This is a genomic window from Corallococcus sp. bb12-1 (genome assembly GCF_026626765.1).
Lineage (GTDB): Bacteria > Myxococcota > Myxococcia > Myxococcales > Myxococcaceae > Corallococcus > Corallococcus terminator.
Map to the genome: position 1 here is coordinate 311,837 of NZ_JAPNJZ010000027.1, position 17,205 is coordinate 329,041.

Sequence of the window (17,205 nt, forward strand, 5' to 3'; positions counted from 1 at the left end):
AAGCCGGGTCGGAGGTGCGGTCCGTCTTCAGGCGCTCGCGTGAGCTGGGAGCCCCCGGGTGTAGGATTCGTCCCTCACGGGAAATGACCCGATAGCCTGGGAACACTGATCTTGGATGCTCGGCACCGTTGGATCTCCCCTTCGCTCCTGGAGCAGGCCTGCGCTCGGGGCTGGGCACTCCCGAAGCAGTTGCGTGTCCGGTTCGAGCGCGCCTTCGGGGCCGAGCTGAGCGGTGTGCGCCTGCACGAGCATCCCCTGGTCGCGAGGTTGGGGGCGGAGGCCCTGTGCTGGGGAGAGCAGATCCTCTTCGCTCCGGGGGCACTGGAGCTGGACTCGGCTCACGGGACCCGGATCCTCGCGCATGAGCTGGTGCATGTGCTGCAACAGCGCGCGGGGCGCGTACCTCATGGGAACGGCGGGGCCGGGCTGCTCGTGGATGGGGCCCTGGAGGCCGAGGCCGAGGCCCTGGCGGTACGTGCCCTCTCGGGTGAGCGGGCGCACTTCGCGGCTCCGGGGGCGGGCCGGGGCCGGTGGGCTTCGCCCACCCCAGCGCTTCAGGCGTACCACGTCATCCCAAACGCCCAGTTCGGCGCCCAGGACGTCAATCTCCACAACGCCGTCTTCGAGACGCAGCGGGACGGAGTGCGGCCCCTCCCCCACCCGAAGACGCACGGGGACAGCTTCCTCATCGACGCTGGGTCGGCGAACGTCATGGTGCGGCCGCACAACCAGGTCAATCTCCGGGTCTCGGATGACAACGAGCTCGCCATCGAGGACACCGATCCCCACCACGAACAGACCAAGTACTTCTTCGCCACGGACAGCGCCATCGGTCGGTGCAACCGCGCGTTGAGGTCCGCGGGCTCCAGCTATCGGATCGCCAAGGTCCCCGGGCCGCGCTACCTCGAGATCGGCCCCCCCGCTCAGCCGGGCTGTCTGCCGTTCCTGAACGGCCCGGGACCCAAGCGACTGTTCCAGGTGGCGATGTCCGAGAACGGGCTGTTCGAGCCCCCCGTCTCGCAGAACTGCAATGAGATCTCCGGCAAGGTCATGGGGGAGCAGCGGGACGCGCAGCGCACCGTGAGGCTCAAGCAGTCCGGCAATCAGCTCTTCCTCAATCTGCCGCGCTGGCAACTCGGAGGGTGGGCCCCTGCCTACCCGGCCCATGGCGACATTGCCTTCCGGCTGGCGGTACTCATCACCACGTTCCTCTTCCATGGACAGGGAGAGGGGCCTAACGCCGCCGCGGCCCGGCAACACGCGGTCAACGATTACCAGGTGGGACTACAGAACGCGCTGGTGGGTGCCAATACCCCCAATGCCCAGATGGCGGCACTCGCGGGCTACTACGGCCCCATCGGCCGCAACTATGGCCGGATGGTGAACCGGGTCCGTGCCCATGCGCCCATGACGATCAACGGCGTGAACCTCAACGGCAACACGCTCGCCACACGTTACGAGCAGATCCTCTTCCGGCTGGGCATCAATGCCTATGCGGACCCACGGGTGGGCGATGCGTTCCAGACATACTCGGTGGGCGCCATGGAGCGCTATCAGGATGCCCAGCACCGCAACTGGATGCGGATGCGGGACGAGGTGGCTCCCCGTCCGGTGGTGCCCATTCCGCCGCCTGTCTACAGTGCACCGGTGTGGGAGTACCACTGGGGCGGGGTGGTCGCGGAGAGCGGAGCGGACCGCATCACCTTCGAGAACTACGCCCGCAACTACGAGGATCGCGATGGTCCCCAACTCCAGGGCGGCGAGCTCCGGTCGTTCTTCCAGATGACCCGCGTGCCCACCCAGATCAATGATCCGCTGATCGCCCAGTCCTGGCACGAGAGCTGTTACGCCCACGGCTTCGCCAATGCCCTGACGCTGACCGTCTCCAAGCTCAGTCGCTGCGGGCGCTAGCCGGAGCCCTGGCGGGTCTGCTGGGAATGGCTGCATGCAAGGGCTCCCATGGACTGGACGGTTCGCAAGGGCCCCCGGGGCCTCGATGTCCCAGGAGCGAAGCAGGCGCGACCTCCCCACATCCCGCGGTACGGATTGCCAGGACCGCGCCCCCACTGCGTAGTGTTCCGGGAGGGCGTCATGCCCACGCATCAACCCCAGGGGGGGACCATGAGGAACATCGGCATCATTGGAGCGGGCCAGGCGGGCCTGCAGCTTGCCTTCGGCCTGCTCGCGAAGGGCTACCCTGTCACCGTCTACTCGGACCGCACTGCTGAGCAGCTCTTCAACGCCCGGCTCGCCGCCACCACCTACCTCTTTGGCCGCGCCTACCAGTACGAGCAGGAGCTGGGGCTCGACTTCTGGACGGGCCCGGGGGAGTACGCCCAGGGCGGCGAGCTCGACATCTGCATGGCCCCCGGGCAGCGCGCGCTCAACGTGCGGGGACGCATCCTCAACGCGGGCAAGGCCCTGGACCTGCGGGCGAAGTACTCGCGCTGGCTCGCGGAGTTCGAGCGGCGCGGCGGCACCGTGGTGGTGCGCGACGTGGACGTGGAGGCCCTGGAGGCGCTCGCCCCCCGGCATGACCTGGTGCTCGTGACCGCGGGCCGCAACAGCTTCATGTCGCTGTTCGAGCGGGATGCCGGGCGCAGCCCCCATACGCAGCCGCAGCGCAACCTCATGGCAATGATTGTCACCGGCATGAAGCCGCTGCACGAGACGCCCTACCCCGCGCTCAAGTTCATCCTGGCCGCGGGCCATGGCGAATACTTCTCCATGCCGTACTTCGACAGCATCCGCGGCCCCCTGCAATGCATCCTGTTGGAGGCCATCCCCGGCCAGGGGTTGGATCGCTTCCGCGGCCTCACCACCGCCCGGGACGCGATGGCGCGGATGAAGGACGTCATGCACGACTTCTCACCGTGGGTGGAGGACCGGCTGAAGGACGCCGCCATCGTGGACGAGTCGTCCTGGCTCACCGGCGCGTTCACGCCCACGGTGCGCAAGCCGGTGGGACGGCTCCCCTCGGGCCGGGCCGTGATGGGGCTGGGGGACGTCGTGATGCTCAACGACCCCATCGCGGGCCAGGGCCTCAACAGCGCGTCGAAGCAGGCCCACGCCGTGACCCAGGCCATCCTCGCGCACGGTGACCAGCCCTTCACCCCGGACTGGATGGAGCAGACCTTCGAGCACTTCTGGCGGACCGAGGGCCAGTACATCACCGGGTTCACGAACATGCTGCTCCAGCCGCCTCCGCCGCACGTGATGCAGTACCTCGGGGCCGCCTCGAAGGTGCCGGCACTGGGCGACACCTTCTTCGACAACTTCGGAGAGCCGCAGCGCTTCTGGCCCTGGATTGCCAACCCGGCCGAGACCGAGGCCCGCATCCAGCAGGCGACCGCCGCCTAGCTCGACGTCGACCGGGCCAGGTGTCTGGCCTGGACGGAGTGGTCGCCCTGGTCGCGGGCAGCCAGCATTCGCTGGCACTGCGCTCCGATAAGAGAGGGCCGGGTTTCTTCTCAAAGCGCCAGGAGCACATCCACTTGCGCACTCAGCACGCGGGCCTCTTCGGGCCTGCCGAGCTGGAGGTAGAGCGCCACCGCGTCGCGACGCTCCTGGATTTCGCGCTGGATGAGCGCGTCCACCGCCTCCGGGGACAAGAGCAGTCGAGCCACTTCACCACTCCCGAGTCCCCCCGCGCTGCCGGCGATGCCGCCACCGACCGATGCAGGCGCGACGCTCATGTCGGGCGCTTCGGCATTGTCGATGGCGGCGAGCGTTTCCCGAAGGACCGCCGAGGCAGGTGCATTTCGAGTGCGCAGTGCGTCTTTCAGCGCGGCACGCAGCGTTGCCTTCCATTCATCCACGGTTCGCATACGCCTACAGTAGTAGAGGACGCCCATTGGGCCACGCAAGGAATGCCAGCCAAGCGGTGAGCACGAGGGCGCATGCGCTGCACTTGCGGCAATTCTGATGCACGACCGCTGTGCCAGACAAGGCGGCTACTGGCGTGCCAACGGCGGGCCCTCGGTGCGGGTCTACCTCCAGCAGCCGTAGCCTCACGTGTTCCGCAGGCCCTCCCGGGCTCTGACGATGACCGTGGGCAGCCAGGTGGCAGCTTCGGTCATCGGGCGTTCCCCCAAGCAGGTACGGAGGAGGCGAGGCGCACAGCCCTCGTGGCACCCGTCAGCAACCCTCCGCTTCGACGATCTGCGACGCGGGGAACGTGGCTCGGGCCTGGAGCCACAAGCACGATCCGCCCGAGTGTTCAGCGAGTCGCGGCGTAGGGCCCGTGGCTTGCGCCTCGGCCCCGGGTTGTTGGGAACCCGTCACACGCGCGAGGCCTGAAGCCCAAGCAACGCATCATGTTTCACGGGTGGGGTTTCGGACGTTTCGCGGCTCCGCGGGGCAGGGACCACTTTGAGTCAGAAGGCGTTACTTCATCGGGAAGGCCGCGTCAGCGTTGCTTTCCCGGCTTCCGGCCGAAGCTGGAAGTGCCACCCCGGGGGAACCCATGTCGCTGAAGCTCCTGTCGCGGACGGTCGCGTCCGCCTGCGTGCTGTTCCTGCTGTCGGCGTGCCGGAGCGCGGGCAATCCCATACCGCCACCCGATGACACACCCTGCCGTGGCACCGCGTCCGTGCAGACACCGGTGCGCGAGAAGTTCCTCACCGTCGCGAAGCCGGTCCCCGGTGAGTACGTCGTCGTGCTCAAGGATCCCCGGGAAGGGGACGCCGCGCTGGCGCCGGTGGTGGGCGCGCGGAGCCTCACCGAGCGCTTCGGCGGCAAGGCCTTCCACGTGTACGCGCACGCGCTGCGGGGCTTCGCCGCGCGCATGAGCGAGAAGCAAGCGCGTGCCATGTCCGCCGCGCCCGAGGTGGAGTACGTGCAACAGAATGGCGTGGTGACGCTCGACGAGAGCCAGTCCGATGCGACGTGGGGGATTGACCGCATCGACCAGCGCGACCTGCCGCTCAATCAGCTCTACCTGTACCAGACGCAGGGCCGGGGCGTGCACGTGTACGTCATCGACACGGGCCTGCGCCCCACGCACCAGGAGTTCGCCGGGCGGGCGAACATCGCCTTTGATGCCGTCGATGACGGTCGCAACGGCGTGGACTGCAACGGCCACGGCACCCACGTGTCCGCCACGGTGGGCGGCAACATGTATGGCATTGCCAAGAGCGCGTCGCTGCACGCCGTGCGCGTGCTGGACTGCGAGGGCTCCGGGACGACCGCGGGCGTGGTGGCGGGCGTGGACTGGGTGACCGAGCACCACCAGTCCCCGGCGGTGGCCAACATGAGCCTGGGCGGCGGGGAGGACGCGGCGCTCGACGATGCCGTGCGCCGCTCCATCGCGTCGGGCGTGACGTATGTGCTGGCGGCGGGCAACGAGAACCAGGACGCGTGCAAGCGCTCTCCCGCGCGCACCGCCGAAGCCATTACCGTGGGTGCCACCACCAGCGTGGACCGGCGGGCGTCCTTCTCCAACTACGGCGACTGTGTGGACGTCTTCGCGCCCGGCGAGGGCATCCTCTCGGCCTGGGCCAGCGATGACACGGCGACCCGACTGCTGAGCGGCACGTCCATGGCCACCCCGCATGTCACCGGCGTCATCGCGCTCTTCCTGGAGGCCCATCCCGCCTCCGCGCCGCAGGAGGTCAGCACCGCAATGACGGGCAACGCCACGCCGGACAAGGTGGCCAACCCCGGGCACTGCTCACCGAACCGGATGGCCTACTCGGGCTTCATCGCACCCTCGCGGGCCCCCACCGTCCGGAACGGCGGGGAGTAGGCACGTCCCGCGCCCGTGCTCACGCGCAGGCGCCCGTGAGCGCGGAATGCCGCGTCCCCCTTCGGGTGCCGTCAGGGACGCCAGCACCCAGCGCCGCCCTCCACACCAAGCACAGGCGAAGACGTCGAGCGTGAGCGTCCTGCGCAGCAGCACGGCCCCATCCCGTCGCTGTCTCCGCTCCTTCTTCCGTTCCGCCTTCGCCGCTGCCTCAATGACGGCTCACCTCTTGCGGCTTCGGCTCCGCTCCCACTTGGGGAGCTTTGGTACAAGGCCCTCCCCGCCTAGGTTGAAGACGGGGTGACCGTTGTCGACGCGCAGGCGCAGTGGACCACCTTGCAGGCGCAGTCCGTGTCCGGCGAAGGGTGGCCGAACGCGGCAACCCGCAGGCCCGACATCCATGTCGTGAATGGCAGGGCATTCCGGCCATGCCCAAGACAAGTCCTCGTCTGGGACGCGGCTGGGGCGGCGGTCTGGCTGCGGCCTTGCAATGCGCGGCGCCGTCACAGCCCCCCACCGGCCGGCGATTCGCGTGAACGACATGACTGCTCGTCCTTTCTTCTCTTCGTTGATGGTGTCCCTCTTCCTGCTGTGGGCCGCGCCGGTGGAGGCGCAGCCGCTCGAGCCCAAGGGCGCGGGGTTCGCGCTGGGCTTTCGCGCGGCCTATGGCATCCCGTTGGGGAATACGGTCGGGAACGCGAAGATGGCGGACCTCATCGGCGAGACGGTGGCACCGCAGGTGGAGCTCGCGTACTTCTTCAACTCGCGGCTCTCGCTGGGCGTCTACTTCCAGCTTGGCTTTGGAAGAGCGCACGATGCGTGCTTCGAGGCCCTGTGCGGCTCCACTGTGAGGCGGTACGGCATCGACCTGGACTACCACTTCCAGCCGGGCGCGTTCGTGTCGCCCTGGGTTGGCGTGGGATTGGGCTTCGAAGACGCCACGGTGGAGTTCGAGGCCGAAGCGCCAGGGTCCGGCTCCCTACCGTATAAGGGCTTCGACCTGGGGCACGCGCATGTTGGCGTGGACCTGCGGCTCAATCGCACGGTGGCGGTGGGTCCCTACCTCTCCGCGTCGCTGGGCCAGTACAGACGGGCCGGTTCCCATGAATTCTCCAGCGACGGTCGGAGGGTGCACGCCTGGATCCAGCCCGGCGTGCGCATGCAGCTCCATTTCTAGTCCCGGCCCGCGTCCGGGCGACGCCCGGGCAGGCTCATCTCCGAGGCGGAGCATTGGTCGAACAAGCTGCGGTGACTGCCTTTGCCGCGGTGCGCGCCATGCCTCCGACAACGAGGTGGTGGAAGGGCCGGATGACGTTGAAGTACACGGGCCCGGCCCAGTTCCGGTAGTGCACCAGCGTGACGACGTGGAAGCGGCGCCGGACCCCATCGCCCGGCGCCGGCTCCGCGACGACAGCGAGGGTGGCCTCCAGGTGCTTGTCCGTCGCGGCCACCACCCAGACGTGCTCATCCTCCGCGTGGCGCACCGTAAAGAACGAGGCCGCGCTGCCAGGGGCCATGGGGACGTCCTCGGGGCGCAGGTGCTGGGGCCGGGGCACGCCGTGCTGACGCATCCCCAGCAGCCGGACGAAGACACCTCGCACCCCATACAGGGCCGTGAGCCACGCGGGCTGGTACGACAGCAGCGCCGCGAGGAATTCGCGCAGCGTGGCTTCCGACTCCACTGTCTTCACGTCCATGTGGTCCGCGCCCTCCGCGAAGGGGCGCAGCACCTCTGGCAGCGGCGAGGGCGTCCGGGACTGGAAGAGCACGCCCAGTCCCAGCGGGAAGAGCACCCACGCTCCGGTGATGGGCATGGGCACCACGCAGAAGAGGCCCAGCGCGAGCAGCCCCCACCCGAAGCCGGTCGGGGGCGGCCGGTCCAGTTCGCGCTCCAGCCAGCGGCACAGGCCCCTGGCGAGGAGCAGCGCTCCGCCCATTGCCAGGAACCAGAAGGCCACCGCGCGGGCGCGGTCGTCCCTGCCCACGCTGTCGAACACGCGTTGCGACTTGGGGCTCAACACCACGCCTGCTGCGCTGGCCCCTGCGCTGCAGCCTGTTGAGCAGGCCGCGTTGACGCCTGCAGAGAGGGCGGAGAGACCGTCGTGGCGGTCGACAGGCGACCCTGCATCGGTTCCACCGCTTCTCGTGAAGCCGGACGCCCCGCACCGCGAGGACCCTGGCGGCAACACCTTGCAAACCATTGATGGCCAGACAGGAGAATTGAGGATCCGCAAGCGACTCCATCCGCGGCATGCGAACCCATGAACAGCGACGCAAGTGCTTGCTTCGATTAAACTCTCTGTGTCAGATGGTGCGGCACGCTCGCTGCAAGCAAGGGAGGACATCGTGGGCAATTCCGTCATTGACAATCCCATCATTCGCATCATGACTGACGTAAGACAGACGCTCTATGTGACCGGGCATGATGGGGTTGCCCCGGAGGATATCAGCGTCCAGGTGGGGAGCCGGCTCGTGCCCGGTCCAGAGCAGTACTCGGACGTCGCGCAGCTTCCGTGGAATGGGCAGACGGCCCCGCTCCAGGCCATGGTCTACCTCGGACTCAGCCGCGCCAGCCGGGACTTCACGTGCTACCTCCTGAAGGAAGGTGAGAAAATCACGGGCGTCCTCGGGCTCTATAGCGGGAATGGCATCGTGCCCGAGCCTCTCGACAAACAGTATGGGTTCGCCATGGAGTCCTTCCATGACGCGGGCGGCCAGCTCATCTGCCAATATCAGTTCAACAAGATGTTCCCGTTCTCGGCGGCCCATGCGCGGCTCCTGCCCATCGTGGAGGGCGCCACGTTCGCGGGTGATATCTTCTTCCTCAAATACAAACTCCCCAAGATGGTGCTTGGAGCCGTTGTCCGAGCCGCGGATGGGACGTTCGCGAGCACGGTGCAGGGGTGGGGGAATGAACAGGGCTTCCTCGTGCCTGACGAGCACACGCTCGTGCCGATCGGCTCCATCACCAAGGCGTTCACGGGACACCTGCTCGCCAGGATGGTCGCGAAGAAAGCGGCCCACTTCACGGAGCCGCTCGGAGAAAATCCCGCGATCCGCTTCATCGACCTGGTCACGCACACGAGCGGCCTGCCCCGCGAGGTGGAGCCCAACATCGACTTCAAGGCACCGAAGGACGATCTGCCGTCCGTCCTGTTCCCGCCCGGAACAGGCGCGCTCTACTCGAACGTCGGCTTCAACGCCCTCTCCCGAACGCTGTACGCCAGGTGCCAGCAGCCGGGCGACACCTCCTACTACGACCTGTTGAAGCGAGAGCTGCTGTCCCCTCTCCACCTGGACCACACCTCGTTCGACACGCCTCCCTGGAAGGCGGGAAGTCCCGACGACCGCACCCAGAACCTGTTCGGCGGCTACGATTCCGACGGCAAGCCCTGGCCACAGCGGCACGACCCCACGCCTCGGGGTGCCAGCGGCCTGTACTCGACTCCCGAGGACATCCTCGGTTGGCTCGCGTGGCACCTGCAGTCCCTCGGGGACCCGGAGCGGCTCGATGCGGAGACGCGGCTTCTGGACCACGCCGCCTACGTCCAGCGTGACGGGCTGAAGCCCGTCTTCGGTCTGGACGAGTCCGGCCACATGGATGCGATGGGGCTCGGCTGGGTCGTGATGATGCCCGGTGGCGACCGGCCGTTCATCCTTCAAAAGGCCGGGGGCACGAATGGCGTGTTCAGCTTCGCCGCGTTCTCGCCCGCTCGCGGGATTGGACTCTTCATGTCCATCGACAAGTTCGATGTCGGCGCATCGATGGAGATGGCGGCGATGATCAACGACATCATCACGACCTCCGCGCCGCGCTGAGGCCGTCAGTGGGCCTGGCGCCGCGCAGGTGAAACCGCGGCGCCGGGCTCAGCGAATCCAGCGGAGCCCGGCCACGGCATCTCCCCCGTGCTCGTAGTACTCGATGACCACCGTGTGCTCGCCAGCGCGCATCCAGCGTCCCACGAAGAAGCTCGTGGTCGACTGGTCCCTCCACCCGTTGATGATGCGGACGCCGTCCACGAACACGCGGATGCCGTCATCCGCCTGGGCGATGAAGTAGTGCATGCCTGACACGAAGTAGAACCGTCCCGTCCAGCGCACGGAAAAGTCGTCGGGCCCGACTTCCGGCACGGGGCTGCCCGTGCCCCAGACACGCGCGAGCGGCGCCCCCTCGCAGCGCACCCGCGCGGGGGAGTCCGCCAGGTACCGGTTGCCGAAGTACTCCGCCCGATACTGTCCGAGCGGGCACTCTGCGGGGGTGACGGATTCGAAGTAGGCCGTGTAGCTGGCGTCGCTCGGACCGACCTGGATGACGTGCTCCGCGGCCCCGCCGTCCGACCACTCGCGGAACTCGAAGACGCCTTGCGGCGACGGCGCGATGACGGTGTGCGTGGAGCCGACGATGACCTGGCGGACCCGGGGCTCCGTCGCGCTCGTGCCGTCGAACACCAGCTCCAGCCCCGGCGGTGACGTCCGGAGCGTCACCTGCACGAGCTGCGGCTGCACCGTGATCGTCCGGCTGCCCATCAGCCCCGCTGAATCGGTCGCGGTCAGCGTGAGTTCGAAGTGCACCTCGTCTCCGTGGTCCGGGACGGTGAACGACCCGGCCGCACCCGTGCTCGTGGAGTACGGATGGGAATGACAGGCCCCCGCCGTGCAGTGGCGCAAGGTGACGGTCCACGCCAGCCGGTCATCGGGAATGGGGCCGTCCTCGGCGTCGCTCGCCGAACCCGAATAGGCCACCACGTCGCCGACCTTGAAACGGAACGCCTCCGAGGGTGAGTGGATGGCCACGACGGGCGCCAGGTTGCCCACGGAGATGCTCACGGTGGCGGAATGGCTGCCGCCGCGTCCATCGCTGACGGTCAGCCGGGCCACGTAGGTGCCGGCCGCGACATACGTGTGCTCCGGAGAGGGCAGCGCCGACACGGGGGAGCCGTCCCCGAAGTCCCACTGGTACTGGAGCGTGTCACCGTCCGCGTCGCTGGAGCCCGCGCTGGAGAAGCGCACGAGCAGGGCAGGCGCCCCCTCTATCGGCATCGCCGAGGCCACCGCGACGGGCGGCGTGTTCCCCACCGTGTAGCGGATGCGGCGCAGCTCGCCCGCGAAGATGTCCACGAAGAAGAGGTTGGAGTCCGGCCCGATGCCGAGCTCGACCAGCCCACCCACCCCGGTCGCGAACAGCGTCACGCTGTCGGGCACGAGCTGATCATCCGCATCCACCCGCAGGGAGCGGATCCATTGCTGGCTGTAGTCGCCGAAGAAGTAGGTGCCCCGCCACGTCTCCGGGTACGCGGAGCCCGTGTAGAAGGCGCCGCCCGTGGCCGTCTGGCCGACGCCGTGGTCCCAGACGTACAGCGGAGCTCGCACCGCGTCGGGCCCTCGTGCATAGAGCGCCTGGCAGAGGGCCTTGGGTTCGTAGCCGCTCTGGCGGAAGGCCCCCTCGTAGCAGGGCCAGCCCAGGTTCGCCCCCGGGAGCGCGACGTTGATCTCCTCGTAGTTGCCCCAGCCGACGTCGCCCAGGTAGGGCGTGGAGGTGCCCGGGCGCAGGCTGAAGCGATAGGGATTGCGCAGCCCCAGCGCCCACACCTTGGAGCGGTTGGCCCCGGCATCCCCGTTCCAGAACGGGTTCGAGGCCACGCCCTCGCCCGAGCGGGTGATGCGCAGGACCTTGCCCGCGAGTGAGTCCAGGCGCTGCGCCCGCAGCGCGTCGTCGTCGACCGCGTCGAAGCTGGCGCCATCTCCTGACGTCACGAAGAGGGTGCCGTCCGGCGCGAACCGGACAGTGCCCACGGAGTGCGAAGGACTGTCGGAGGGGATGCAGTCGGCCCCCTCGGGAAGGTCATTGCAGGAGTTACCCACCGCGGTGCCGAGCAGCACGACCTCACTCGCGGGCGAAGCCATGTCCCCTTCGGTGGTGTAGCGCGCCAGCCGCGACGTCTTCGGCCCGGAGTCATCCGTGTCATCGTCGTCGTAGGCGTAGAGCAGGTAGATGAAGCCATTGGTGGCGAAGTCCGGATCCACCGCGAGCCCTAGCAGCCCGCGATCATGGTGCGAGTTCACCCGCCCACGGATGTCGATGAAGGGCACAGGCTGGAGCAAGCCGTCCTTGAAGAGCCGGACCACCCCTTCCTTCTCCGCGATGAGCAGGCGCCCATCGGGAAGGGACGCGAACGTCGTCGGGTAGTGCAGGCCGGCGACCACGAGCTCGGAGGAGAAGCCTCCGGGCAGGGCGAGGGGGGCCCTGGGCTGGGCCACTGCCGGTGCCCCCCATCCCAGACAGAGCTGGAGAAGGACCGTGAGGCAAGGCAGACAGCGTCGCAATGACAGCATGAAAGCGTCCCTTGGGTGGGAGGATGGCAAGAGGCGGGAAGCTGGCACCTCCCCTTCCCTCGGCCATCCGCCCCCCAGGCCCCGGAGTGCTGTCAGCCACTTCGCCCCCGTTTCCTCTGCGGGTCGCACGGCCGTGCCTTCGGGGGCATGGACGCGTTGGCCCCGTTCACCCGCTACGGCTGGCGGGCCTGCTCCGTCGACGGCAGGCCCAGCGCGGTCGCGAGTTCGGTGAGCTTCGCCTGCACCTTGCGCATGTTGTCCGGGCCCATGCGCAGCAGGTGCTTCTCCGCCGCGCCCAGCGCCTCCAGGTTCGGATCCGCGTACACGTAGAGCGCACCCTTGGGCGTGAGCTCCACCGGTGCTCGTGGGACCGGGACGCGGGTGAGCCGGGCGATGGCCTGTGACAGCGTCGGGTCCAGACCGCGTCCCGGCGGGGCCAGCTCCGCGTGGGCCGCGTCCAGCAGGGGCTTGAGCTCCTGATACACCCGCTGCACGGCCTTCACATCCAGGGACGCGATGACCCGCGCCGGGATATCGTAGCGGGCGGTGCTCTCCGGCGCCATCAGGGTACGGCCTTTGCGCTTCGTGACCTGGAAGCCTCCGGCGGGCGCCATGAACGACAGCGGCATTCGCGGGCTCTGACCTTCGGCGACCAGGTTCGTCGCGGCGGCGAAGCGGCGGACCAGGTCCTCCGCGGCCAGCCAGCGGGCGAAGTCCGCGTCACTGGAGAGCCCCTTCAAGAGCTCGCGTACGCGAGGGTCCGTGCCGGAGAGCTGCACCGCGGGCGGCGGGGGCGGGGCCGGCGGCGGGGACTCCGCGAACGCGGGCGTGGGCGCGGGCGGCGGCTCCGGCGTGCGCAGGAAGAAGAAGATGCCAGCCCCGCCCAGGAGCGAAACCAGGACGGCGATGCCCAGGGGCCAGCGCAGGGAACGAGGAGAGGACGGCGGGACGGGGGCGTTGTCGGTGGGGCTCATGGGGAGGGGATCCAGTCCGTGGAGAAGGAACTACAGCTCGCCCGCATGGGCTTGTTCGGACAGGCGGAAGGAGAACTCGGCGCGCCGGTTCTTCGCGGGAGCGTCCACGTCCGCGGGCCGCTCCTCACCGTAGGAGACGACGGAGATGCGCTCGGGTTCGACCCCCAACCGCATCAGGTACGCGCGCACGCTGGCGGCGCGACGCTGTCCCAAGGCGACGTTGTATTCCGTGGTTCCCAGCTCACACGTATGGCCTGACACCGTCACCTTCGCGATGGAGCGCTGGCGCAATGCCTGTGCAATCCGCGTCAGCTCATCGCCTGCTTCGGGCGGGAGACTGGACGAGTCGAGCGTGAAGTAGATGGGCGCGGCCCTGAGCGCCGCCAGCGCCTGCTCCGTGTCATCAAGCGCGGGCGGTGCGGCGGCGTCGCGATCCCTCGCGACGGTCGGTGGCGGCCGGGCCGCGGCGTCAGCGGTGCTCGGATTGGCGGCGCGCCTCGCGCACCCCGTGAGTCCAACGGTCGTAAGGAGAAGGAGGAGGAGGGTTCGGTTCATGCCCTTGCACATGAGCAAGGGCTGTGCCGCTGTCTTCTCGTCTGGAGCCGCGCACCGTGCGGCGCCACGGCTGGCAAAGCGCGGCGTTCTAACGTTGCGAAATGCCGCTGTCGGTCCGCTCCCTGCGGTGGATGGTGGAGACATCAATCCCCAGCAGCTCCGCGGCGCGCGTCTTGTTGCCTCCACAGCGTGCGACCACCCAGGCGATGTATTCACCTTCGAGCTGCCGCAACGGCACCACCTGCCCGTGGGCCGCGGCCAGCGGGTGGACTTCCGGTGCCGCGACGTCCACGCAGTTCAGCCGCAGCATGGACAGGTCCACGGTGGGCTGCGCGCCCAGCACCACCAGGCGCTCCATCAGGTTCTCCAATTCGCGGACGTTGCCGGGCCAGGGCATGCGCGTGAGCGCGGCCACGACCTCCGGGGCCAACGCGCCCACCGGCGAGCGCGGATTGCGCAGGCGCGCCTGCGCCACGAAGTGCTCCGCGAGCTTCGGGATGTCCTCCGTGCGCTCACGCAGCGGCGGAATGCGCAGCGAGACGACGTTGAGCCGGTAGAAGAGGTCCGCCCGGAAGCGCCCCTCCTTCACCTGTGCCTCCAGGTCCTGGTGCGTGGCGGCGAGGATGCGCACGTCCACCCGGCGGGAACCGTCCGCCCCCACGGCCCGCACCTCGCCGTCCTGCAGGACTCGCAGCAGCTTCGCCTGGAGCTCCGGAGGCATGTCCCCGATTTCATCCAGGAAGAGCGTGCCGCCGTCCGCCTCGACGAAGAGGCCCCGGCGCGTGGTGGTGGCGCCGCTGAAGGCCCCCTTGAGGTGGCCGAACAATTCGCTCTCCAACAGGGCGTGGGGCAGCGCCGTGCAGTTGACCGCCACGAAGGGCTGCTGGCTGCGCGCCCCCTCGGAGTGGAGCGCCCGCGCCACCAGCTCCTTGCCGCTACCGCTCTCCCCCCGGATCAACACCGGGGCCTCCGAACTGGCCACGCGCTCGATGAGTTCGTACAGCGTGCGCATGGGCATGCTGTGGCCCAGCAGGGACCCCAAGCCGCTGCGCTGGGCCACCTGGCGCTTGAGGTCGCGGTGTTCGGCGCGCAGGCGCCGGGCCTCCAGCGCCCGTCCCACGTGGAGCAACACCTCGTCCAGCCGGAAGGGCTTGGTGAGGTAGTGGTAGGCGCCGCGCTTCATGGCCTCCACCGCGCTCTCCACCGCTCCGAACGCGGTCATCAGCAGGACGGGCAGCTCCGGGTCGTGCTTCCTCGCCGCCGCGAGCACGTCCATTCCGTCCACGTCCTCCATGCGCAGGTCGCACAGGACGACGTCGTAGAGGCGCGAGCGCAACTGGACGATGGCGTCCGCGCCGCTCGAGGAGAGGTCCACGCGATAGCCGGCGTCCGTGAGCGGCTCCTTCAACATCTGTCCCATCTCTTCATGGTCATCCACCACGAGGATGTGCGCGCTAGACGGCATGTCGTTCCTCCCAATTGGGGGCGGCGGCCACCGGCCACCGCAGCGTGACGACGGTGCCCCGGCCGGGCTCGCTGTCGACCCCGATCTGGCCACCGTGGTTGCGGACGATCTGCGCCACCACGCTCAAGCCCAGGCCCGTGCCCTGGCCCCGCTTCTTGGTGGTGAAGAACGGGTCGAACACCTGGTGCAGATGCTCCGGCGCGATACCCCGGCCGTCGTCCTGGATGCGGATCTCCACCATCTCCAGCGCCTGGGCGCCCGACCCCGCGAAGGCCGCCGCGCTCAGCTTCACCCGGCCTCCGGCGCTGCACGCGTCACAGGCGTTGAGGGTGAGGTTGAGCAACACCTGCTGGAGTTGATCCGCGTCCGCCGCGAGGCAGGGCAGCCGTTCGGGCACGTCCAGTTCGAAGTCGAGGTGCCGTCGCTCGGCCTCCACGTCGAGCAGCTCCTGGAGGCCCCGCACCACGGGGACGAGCGGGACGGCCGCGGCGCGGGCGGGCTGGAGCCGCGAGAGGTCCAACAACTGGCGGATGATGCGGCTCACCCGGTCGATCTGCGTGACGATGGCGTTGAGGCCCCTGCCCTGCGGGTGCTCCACGCCGCCCACCTTCTTGAGCATGTACTCCGCATGGCCGCGGATGATGCCCAGCGGGGTGCCAATCTCGTGGGCCACACCCGCCGCGAGCACGCCCACCGTGGCCAGCTTCTCCGCCCGCAGGAGCTGGTCCTCCAGCATGCGCACGTTGCTCAAATCCTCCAGCACCAGCAGCGTGCTGACCTCACCGTCTCCGTGCTCCAACGGAACGGAGTGGACGTTGTACTGGTCCTTCTCCGTGAAGAGGCTGAGCGGCTCACCGTGCAGGCTGCGCACGACACCCAGGGCGCGCGCGGAGGCCACCAGCGCGACCAGCCGTTGCACCGCGGCGGCGGGGGCGGTGGGGAAGGCCTCCGGGAGGGTGCTGCCCACCGCGCTGGGCGGCAGGCGGGAGCGCAGGGCCTGATTCACTCCGCTGATGCGGCCCTCGTGGCTCAGGGCGAGGATGCCCGTGGGGATGTGGTCGAGGATCTTCTGCGTCTTCTCATGCAGGTGGGCGAAGCGGGCGGCGTGGCGGCGGCTCTCGCTGAGCGCCACGGCCCGGCGGTTGGCCAGCACCACGTAGGTTCCGAACGCCACCAGGAACACCGCGATGAGGAGCGCCGCCAGCGACAGGCGCAGCACCAGGGTGCGCTCATGGGAGCGCAGCGCGCTGGTGGAGGACAACGTCGCCACGGACCAGGAGGCCTCGCCGCGCATGCGCAGCGGGCGGAAGGTGGCCACCGCGTCCGCCAGCCCCAGGCCCAGCCGCTGCGCCTCGGCTTCGGGGATCCGCAGCGTTCCGGAGGCGCCCGCGCGCATGCGTTCCTCCAGTGCGAGCAGGCCCGACACGAGCGCTCCCGCCGGCTCCTGCATGCGTCGGTGCCACGCCACCAGGCCCGGGTCGCTCATGGGAGCGGGCATGCCGTGGGCCCCCAGCAACAGCAGCCGGGTGTTCCCGTCCACCGTCACCATGCGCAGCGGCGCGAAGAGCGGCTCGGTGTCCACGAGGATGGCGACGGTGCCTCCGCCCCCGGGCGCCTCGGAGTCGATGCGGGTCGCGAAGACGCGCATCCATCCGGAGCCGGAGGGTGCGCCCTCGATGGGGTACGAGGGGATGACGTAGCCCGCGGGGGCCTCGCGCGCCTGTCGCGCGGTGTCCGCCAGGGCCGGTGGATGGACGGACTCCCTCGGCAGGTGGCGCGATTTGCGGTCCACCAGGAAGAGGCGCTCGGCGCCATCCGGGCCGTGGACCGCGATGGCCCGGTACTGGCCCACCGACTCCAGCAGGGCACGCAGCTCGTTGTGGTGGTCCCCGGTGGAGCCCGGCTGGGCGAGCAGCTCGCTCGCGAAGCGCAGGTTGTCCCCCAGGTCCTCGAGGGAGCGGGCGACGCCACTGGCGGCCTCCTCGAGCTGGGCCTGACGATCCCTCGCGAATTGATCCACGAGCGCCTGCCGGTCGCGCTGGATGAAACTCACGGCCCCGCCCGTCACGAGGGCCAGGGCGAGGATGAGCAGGAGGAGGGGGGCGAGGAGGCGGTGCATGGGACGGGAGGGAGTC

At 69.1% G+C, this 17,205-nt stretch carries 12 protein-coding genes; 5 read left to right on the forward strand and 7 right to left on the reverse strand.

Annotated features, from left to right (window positions below; all coding sequences use genetic code 11):
* Positions 1-111 precede the first annotated feature (111 nt).
* The gene (locus tag OV208_RS32325; RefSeq protein ID WP_267577774.1) at positions 112-1,911 is read left to right on the forward strand and encodes a DUF4157 domain-containing protein; all 1,800 of its coding nucleotides are present in this window, start codon (positions 112-114) and stop codon (positions 1,909-1,911) included.
* A 210-nt stretch (positions 1,912-2,121) separates the two neighbouring features.
* Positions 2,122-3,360 (forward strand): styrene monooxygenase/indole monooxygenase family protein, encoded by a 1,239-nt coding sequence (locus tag OV208_RS32330; protein WP_267577775.1) that lies wholly within the window; start codon positions 2,122-2,124, stop codon positions 3,358-3,360.
* Positions 3,361-3,470: 110 nt separating this feature from the next.
* Here the strand turns inward: OV208_RS32330 and OV208_RS32335 are convergent, their stop codons facing one another.
* Positions 3,471-3,695: a hypothetical protein gene (locus OV208_RS32335; protein ID WP_267577776.1), complete on the reverse strand. Its 225-nt coding sequence runs from the start codon at positions 3,693-3,695 to the stop codon at positions 3,471-3,473.
* A 770-nt stretch (positions 3,696-4,465) separates the two neighbouring features.
* Here OV208_RS32335 and OV208_RS32340 point away from each other — a divergent pair.
* Positions 4,466-5,746, forward strand: a complete 1,281-nt coding sequence (locus OV208_RS32340) for a S8 family peptidase (protein ID WP_267577777.1) — start codon at positions 4,466-4,468, stop codon at positions 5,744-5,746.
* Between the two features lie 538 nt (positions 5,747-6,284).
* Positions 6,285-6,920 (forward strand): hypothetical protein, encoded by a 636-nt coding sequence (locus OV208_RS32345; RefSeq protein ID WP_267577778.1) that lies wholly within the window; start codon positions 6,285-6,287, stop codon positions 6,918-6,920.
* Between the two features lie 34 nt (positions 6,921-6,954).
* Here the strand turns inward: OV208_RS32345 and OV208_RS32350 are convergent, their stop codons facing one another.
* Complete coding sequence (locus OV208_RS32350; RefSeq protein ID WP_267577779.1) at positions 6,955-7,761, reverse strand: DUF6463 family protein; 807 nt, start codon at positions 7,759-7,761, stop codon at positions 6,955-6,957.
* Between the two features lie 367 nt (positions 7,762-8,128).
* Here OV208_RS32350 and OV208_RS32355 point away from each other — a divergent pair, with 367 nt between their 5' ends.
* Positions 8,129-9,562 carry a serine hydrolase gene (locus tag OV208_RS32355; protein ID WP_267577780.1) on the forward strand — a complete coding sequence of 478 codons (1,434 nt, stop codon included), beginning with the start codon at positions 8,129-8,131 and terminating at the stop codon, positions 9,560-9,562.
* Positions 9,563-9,610: 48 nt separating this feature from the next.
* On the opposite strand, the gene OV208_RS32360 is transcribed toward OV208_RS32355, so the two are convergent.
* The 5 genes from OV208_RS32360 to OV208_RS32380 form a co-directional block, all read right to left on the reverse strand.
* Complete coding sequence (locus OV208_RS32360) at positions 9,611-12,001, reverse strand: PQQ-dependent sugar dehydrogenase (RefSeq protein ID WP_267577781.1); 2,391 nt, start codon at positions 11,999-12,001, stop codon at positions 9,611-9,613.
* A gap of 248 nt (positions 12,002-12,249) precedes the next feature.
* Positions 12,250-13,050: a DUF3014 domain-containing protein gene (locus OV208_RS32365; protein ID WP_267577782.1), complete on the reverse strand. Its 801-nt coding sequence runs from the start codon at positions 13,048-13,050 to the stop codon at positions 12,250-12,252.
* 30 nt (positions 13,051-13,080) lie between these two features.
* Positions 13,081-13,605: an OmpA family protein gene (locus OV208_RS32370; RefSeq protein ID WP_267577783.1), complete on the reverse strand. Its 525-nt coding sequence runs from the start codon at positions 13,603-13,605 to the stop codon at positions 13,081-13,083.
* Positions 13,606-13,693: 88 nt separating this feature from the next.
* Positions 13,694-15,070, reverse strand: a complete 1,377-nt coding sequence (locus OV208_RS32375; RefSeq protein ID WP_267577784.1) for a sigma-54-dependent transcriptional regulator — start codon at positions 15,068-15,070, stop codon at positions 13,694-13,696.
* Positions 15,060-17,189 carry a two-component system sensor histidine kinase NtrB gene (locus tag OV208_RS32380; RefSeq protein WP_267577785.1) on the reverse strand — a complete coding sequence of 710 codons (2,130 nt, stop codon included), beginning with the start codon at positions 17,187-17,189 and terminating at the stop codon, positions 15,060-15,062. The genes OV208_RS32375 and OV208_RS32380 overlap by 11 nt, the downstream gene beginning before the upstream one ends.
* Positions 17,190-17,205: the final 16 nt, after the last annotated feature.